5 protein-coding genes are annotated in these 5,677 nt (G+C 69.4%); 4 read left to right on the top strand and 1 reads right to left on the bottom strand.

Annotation, left to right across the window (positions count from 1 at the left end):
• The first annotated feature begins 117 nt into the window (after positions 1–117).
• The 4 genes from QRO93_RS14455 (at position 118) to QRO93_RS14470 (ending at position 2,432) form a co-directional block, all read left to right on the top strand.
• Positions 118–345 (top strand): hypothetical protein, encoded by a 228-nt coding sequence (locus QRO93_RS14455; RefSeq protein WP_049457909.1) that lies wholly within the window; start codon positions 118–120, stop codon positions 343–345.
• 48 nt (positions 346–393) lie between these two features.
• Positions 394–1,245, top strand: a complete 852-nt coding sequence (locus tag QRO93_RS14460; protein WP_180880393.1) for a DUF2145 domain-containing protein — start codon at positions 394–396, stop codon at positions 1,243–1,245.
• Between the two features lie 35 nt (positions 1,246–1,280).
• Complete coding sequence (locus QRO93_RS14465) at positions 1,281–1,796, top strand: hypothetical protein (RefSeq protein ID WP_180880390.1); 516 nt, start codon at positions 1,281–1,283, stop codon at positions 1,794–1,796.
• Between the two features lie 75 nt (positions 1,797–1,871).
• Positions 1,872–2,432: a queuosine precursor transporter gene (locus tag QRO93_RS14470; protein WP_180880388.1), complete on the top strand. Its 561-nt coding sequence runs from the start codon at positions 1,872–1,874 to the stop codon at positions 2,430–2,432.
• A 354-nt stretch (positions 2,433–2,786) separates the two neighbouring features.
• Here the strand turns inward: QRO93_RS14470 and glnE are convergent, their stop codons facing one another.
• Positions 2,787–5,582 (bottom strand): bifunctional [glutamate--ammonia ligase]-adenylyl-L-tyrosine phosphorylase/[glutamate--ammonia-ligase] adenylyltransferase, encoded by a 2,796-nt coding sequence (glnE, locus tag QRO93_RS14475; protein ID WP_180880386.1) that lies wholly within the window; start codon positions 5,580–5,582, stop codon positions 2,787–2,789.
• Positions 5,583–5,677 lie beyond the last annotated feature (95 nt).

Here is a 5,677-nt window from a genome sequence, read left to right on the forward strand (position 1 = left end):
AATACCCTGCAGTTGCCGGCCAGCGGCCGGCACTACCCGATCGCCCAGCGTTTTTTGAACATCTCGATGTGCCTGCGCGGTTAGAGTCCAGCTTCCCCAATCACTCTGAACGCCTTCATGCGCACCCTGCTCCTGCTGCCGCTGGCCCTGCTCGCCGCGTGCTCCACGTCGCCCACCGAGCTGGACCCGATCTCCTACCAGTGCCAGCAGCAGCTGGACGCGTACCGCGAACAACCGGCGCTGCGCGATCCGAAGGGCCAGCGCCCGCCGTTGCCGGTGGCACCCATCAGCGACGCCTGCGACCGCGAACTCAAGCGCAAGGGCGTGGACCGCCCGCTGCGCTGACCGGCGTATGATCGGCACGCGGCCCTCACCGCCGTTGAAGGTACCGACATGGATCGTTTCTATCGCCTGCCGCGCGCCGCGCTGCTGATCGCCAGCCTGCTGGCGACCGCAGCGGCCTGGGCCAACAGCACCGAGTGCCGCGAGCGCTTCCCCAGCGTGGCCGCACAGGCCGCCATGCTGGATGTGGCCTGGACCACCGCCGAACGCCTCGATGCGCTGCCCGATGTGGACGTGGTGGTGGCCGCGCGCGGTGGCCAGGACCTGAGCCGCTACGGCCTGCGCCACAGCCACCTGGCCTTCCTGCTGCGCGAGGACGACGGCCGCTGGCGCGCGATGCACCTGCTCAACCGCTGCAAGACCGACAGTTCGCAGCTGTACCACGAGGGCCTGGGCAACTTCGTCGGCGAGAGCGGTGGCCATACCGATCTGCGCATCGGCGTGCCGTCCGCGCCGCTGCGCGCGGCACTGCGGGCGGCGCTGGTATCGCCGTCGATCCAGCCCAAGGCACTGCACGAAACGAAGTACAACGTGGTGGCCTACCCGTTCGCCACCGACTACCAGAACTCCAACCAGTGGGTGCTGGAAGTGCTGGCCGCGGCGATGGCGCAGAGCGAGGGCGCGCCGGCCATCGTCAAGCGCGAACAGGCGCAGCAGTGGCTGCGCCAGCAGAAGTACCAGCCCAGCGTGCTGCACATCGGCCTGGGCAAGCGCGTGGGTGCGCGCCTGTTCGTGGCCAACGCCACCACCACCGATCATCCGGCCAGCGAACGCATCTCCGGCAACTACTCGGTGGTGACGGTGGAATCGGTGTTCGACTTCCTGCACCAGCGCAGCCAGCTGCAGCAGGAACTGGTGATTCCCCATGTGCCGGTGGCCGGTGCGGCCGCGGCCACCCCGTGAATTTCATCCCCTTTTTCTGGCGACCAGGAGGTCCCATGTTCCGTTGCCTGCGCGTTCCTGCCTCTGCCCTGCTGCTTTCCGCCTTGCTGGTGCCCACCGTCCATGCGGGCGCTGCGCCGCAGTTGAACAGCAGCCAGGCCAGCGTGATCGTGACCTCGTTCGTGGTGCTGTCGCTGCCGATGGCGGCCTCGATGGGCCTGTCCGAACTGTCCAAGGCGCCGTTCAAGGCCAGCGAGCGCAACGGCAAAGCCACCCGCACCAAGGCGGTACCGTTGCCGCCGATGGAAGTGAAGAAGGTGGAGACCACGCCGGAGGGCGAGTGCCAGGTGCAGCTGCAGGTGCCGGACAAGGCCGACCACACCGCCACCCTGCGCTGGACCGTGCAGCCACAGGGCGAAAACCCGACCGCCGCCTTCGTGGTGGGCCAGCAGGTGCATTTCGACCCCACCGAGGCCGGCGCCGGCTGGAACGTGAAGAGCGCACAGGGCCAGACCCTGGCGTACGTGCCGACCGCGTATGCCGCTGGCGATGTGATGAGCGAAGCGCTGTAAAACTGAACGACCGGTTTTGGATTTGCCGCGGGCCGGGCGGATAATGGGCGATCCCCTTTATTCCCCTGGCTCGCCATGTCCGTGCGTCCTGCCCCTGTGTTTGCCCCGCTGACCCCGCGCGCCCTGGTGCTGGCGGTGCTGGCGATGGGCGTGGTGGTGCTGCTGTCCAACGTGCTGGTGCAGTACCCGATCAATGACTGGCTGACCTGGGGCGCCTTCAGTTATCCGGTCGCGTTCCTGGTCAGCAACCTGATCAACCGCCGCTTCGGCCCGGGCCCGGCCCGCCGCGTGGCGTGGATCGGCTTCCTGGTGGCGGTGCTGCTGTCGATCTGGGTGGCGACGCCGCGCATCGCCATTGCTTCATGCTCGGCGTTCATCGTGGCCCAGCTGCTGGACATCACCGTGTTCGACCGCCTGCGCCGTGGCAGCTGGTGGCGCGCGCCGATGGTGGCCACCACCTGCAGTGCCACCGTGGATACCACCATTTTCTGGTCGATCGCGTTTGCCGGTTCGACCCTGCCGTGGGTCAGCTGGGCCGCAGGCGACCTGGCGGTGAAGCTGGCGATCGGCGTGTGCCTGCTGGCCCCATTCCGCGCGTTGCTGTGGAAGATGGCGCCGCTGCGCGCCACCAGCTGACCGCACTTCTCTGGTGGGTGCCAACCTTGGTTGGCACGCTGTTGCCGGGGTCATGAACGCTGATGGGTTGTGCCAACCAAGGTTGGCATCTACCAACAGCAGGCCAACGGTCAGATCATTGATCCGGTGGGTGCCGACCGTTGGTCGGCACGCTCTCGCCGAGGTCATGAACCCTGATGGGTTGTGCCAACCAAGGTTGGCACCTACCAACAGCGGGGCATCGCCGGGCCATTGCTCTGGTGGGTGCCGACCGTTGGTCGGCACGCTGTTGCCAGAGTCATGAACCCTGATGGCCTGTGCCAACCAAGGTTGGCACCCACCAGAAGCAGGCCATTGCCCAGCCATCGCTGCCTGTCAGGCGAACGGCAGCTTCGCTTCAACGCACGCCGAAGTGATCGCCGCACACGCCTCTTCAATGGCCGGGGTGGTCGGTGCCAGCCGTGGCCGCCGATCCAGCGTGCAGGCCAAGCCAACCTCCAACAACGTCGCGTGCGCGGTGTGCAGCGCCTGCGTGGTGGCTTCGGGCAGGAAACCGGCGGCGCCCAGCGCATCGATCAACGACGGTGTGTCGCGCGGCTCGAGCAGCGCCGGCACCTGCGCACTGCGCGCCAGCACGCCGGTCTGCAGCAGGAATTCCAGATCCACCACGCCACCGGCGCCCTGCTTCAGGTCCAGCCGCGCGGCATCGCTGCGGTCCAGTTCGGTGCGCATGCGCCCGCGCATCTTCATCACGTCGGCATACAGCGTGGCCCGGTCGCGCTCGCGGCCCAGCGTCTGCGCACGCACCTGCTCAAAGGCGGCCAGCAGGCTGGCATCGCCGGCCACGCCACGCGCGCGCACCAGCGCTTGGTGTTCCCAGGTCCACGCGCGTTCGCGCTGGTAGTCGGTGTAACTGGCCAGCGAAGACACCAGCGAGCCTTTACCGCCATCCGGGCGCAGGCGCACGTCGATGTCGTACAGGCGGCCGGCGGCGGTGACCGCGCCAAGCAGCGCCATCACCTTCTGCGCCAGGCGCGCATACCACCGCCCCGGCTCCAGCGGACGCGCGCCATCGCTGGCGTCCACGCCGGCCGGGTTGTCGTGCAGGAACACCAGATCCAGATCGGAACCGAAGCCCAGCTCCAGGCCGCCGAGGCTGCCGTAGCCGATGATCGCAAAGCGCCCACCGGGAATCTCACCGTGTGCAGCCCGCATGTCCGCCTCGGCCATCGCCAGCACGGTGATCACCACCGCCTGTGCCAGCTCGGCCAGTTGCCGGGTGCTGTCCACCGCGCCCTGGCGACCATCCAGCGTGGCCATCGCCATGCGGAAGCTGAGCGCCAGCCGCGTCTCGTTGAGCCAGCGCAGCGCGGATTCGGGATCTTCCACCGACAACACCTGCTGGCACTCGGCCAGCATGCCGGCGGCATCGGGCATCGGCCCGGACACGCGCACGTCCAGCAGCTCATCCAGCAGCAGCGGATAGGCGGCCAGCCGCTCGGCCAGCAGTGCACTGCGCGCCAGCACATCGACCAGCCGCGCCAGCGCGCTGGGTTGTTCGTCCAGCAGGGCGAGATAACTGGTCCGGCGCAGCACCGCCTGCAGCAGGCCGAGCACGCGCTTGAGCGCGGCATCGGGCTGCGGAGAGCGCGTGGCCGCGTGCAGCAGCGCCGGCAGCACGCGGTCCAGGCGCGCACGCGCGGCATCGGACAACGACTTCACACCGCTGCCCTGGGCAAAATCGCGCAGCGACTGGTCGGCGCCGTTCGCATCGAGGAAACCGGCTTCGGCCAGCAGCGGCGCATTGCTGCCGTCGGGCAGGCTGCGCCAGTAGTTGGCCAACGCATCGGGCGCGGCCTGGCCCTTGCGCGGTGCAAGCAGCGCGGCGAATTCGGTACTGACCCGCTGCTGCTGTTCGGCCAGCGCCGCGCGCAGCACCTCCCAGTCCGGGTAGCCGAGGCCGACGGCGATGCGCTCGCGGTCCAGCGTGTCGCTGGGCAGCACATGGGTCTGTGCGTCGCGCAGCATCTGCAGGCGGTTTTCCAGACGCCGCAGGAACAGATAGGCCTCGCGCAGCGCGGCGCCATCCTCGGGCGCGATCTGCCCGGCCGCCACCAGTGCCGCCAGCGCCACCAGCAGGCGACGCTCGCGCAGTGCCGGTTCACGGCCGCCGCGGATCAGCTGCAGCGCCTGGCACAGGAACTCGATTTCGCGGATGCCACCGGCACCGCGCTTGATGTCCTCGTGCAGTTCGCGCCGCGCGACTTCGGCGGTGATCGCCGCCTTCATCTCGCGCAGGCCGTCGAGCGCGGTGAAATCCAGGTAGCGGCGGTACACGAACGGGCGCAGGGTCTGCAGCCACGCTTCGCCGGCCTCGATGTCGCCGGCCACGGCACGCGCCTTCAACCACGCATAGCGCTCCCAGTCGCGGCCCTCGCGCTGGAAGTACTGGTCCATCGCCGCGAACGACAGCGCAACGCGGCCGGCGCTGCCGAACGGGCGCAGGCGCAGGTCGACGCGGTGGCTGAAACCATCGACGGTGGTTTCGTCCAGCAGTTTGGCCAGGCGCTGGCCGAGGCGGGCGAAGTACTCCTCGGCGGCCAGCGCGCGCGGGCCGTCGGATTCGCCGCCCTGCGGGTAGGCGTAGACCAGGTCGATGTCGGAACTGAAGTTGAGCTCGCCACCGCCCAGCTTGCCGAGCCCGAACACCACCAGCTGCATGGGCTGGCCGTGGTCATCGCGAATGACCCCGTGGCGTTGCGCGAACTCCTGCTGCAGCGCGTCCAGCGCCAGCCGCAGGCAGTCTTCGGCCAAGGTGGTGGCGCCAGCCAGGGTCTGTGCCACGTCGTCCAGCCCGGCCAGGTCGCGCCAGATCAGCCGCGTCGACATCGCCGTGCGCCAGCGCCGCAACTGTGAAGGCCAGTCGCTGGGCTGCAGCGGGTCGAGCACCGGCGCCGGGATCGGCGGGCAAGCGGGCGCGGCCAGCTGTGCCAGCAGCGCCGGTTGCCGCACCAGCGTATCCAGCGCGAAGTCGCTGGCCACGGCCAGCCGGGTCAGCAGCGGCTGCAGCTCGACCGGGGCGGGCTCAGGCAACACTTGGGCCAATCGCGACAAGGCGCGATCGACAACGGGCTGCAGAAGGGCGGGCAATTCAGCGGGTGCGAGTGTCATGCCCCGATTGTATCGACCCGGCCGGGGCGCAACGGACCCGGTAGTGGGGGGGGGGGGGGGGGGGGGGGGGGGGGGGGGGGGGGGGGGGGGGGGGG

The organism is Stenotrophomonas maltophilia group sp. Smal17, from assembly GCF_030237045.1.
GTDB lineage: Bacteria > Pseudomonadota > Gammaproteobacteria > Xanthomonadales > Xanthomonadaceae > Stenotrophomonas > Stenotrophomonas forensis.

Excerpts from the sequence above, each read along its gene's own strand:
- QRO93_RS14455 (WP_049457909.1), top strand. The coding sequence starts at position 118 with ATGCGCACCCTGCTCCTGCTGCCGCTGGCCCTGCTCGCCGCGTGCTCC.
- QRO93_RS14460 (WP_180880393.1), top strand. The coding sequence starts at position 394 with ATGGATCGTTTCTATCGCCTGCCGCGCGCCGCGCTGCTGATCGCCAGC.
- QRO93_RS14465 (WP_180880390.1), top strand. The coding sequence starts at position 1,281 with ATGTTCCGTTGCCTGCGCGTTCCTGCCTCTGCCCTGCTGCTTTCCGCC.
- QRO93_RS14470 (WP_180880388.1), top strand. The coding sequence starts at position 1,872 with ATGTCCGTGCGTCCTGCCCCTGTGTTTGCCCCGCTGACCCCGCGCGCC.
- glnE (WP_180880386.1), bottom strand. The coding sequence starts at position 5,582 with ATGACACTCGCACCCGCTGAATTGCCCGCCCTTCTGCAGCCCGTTGTC.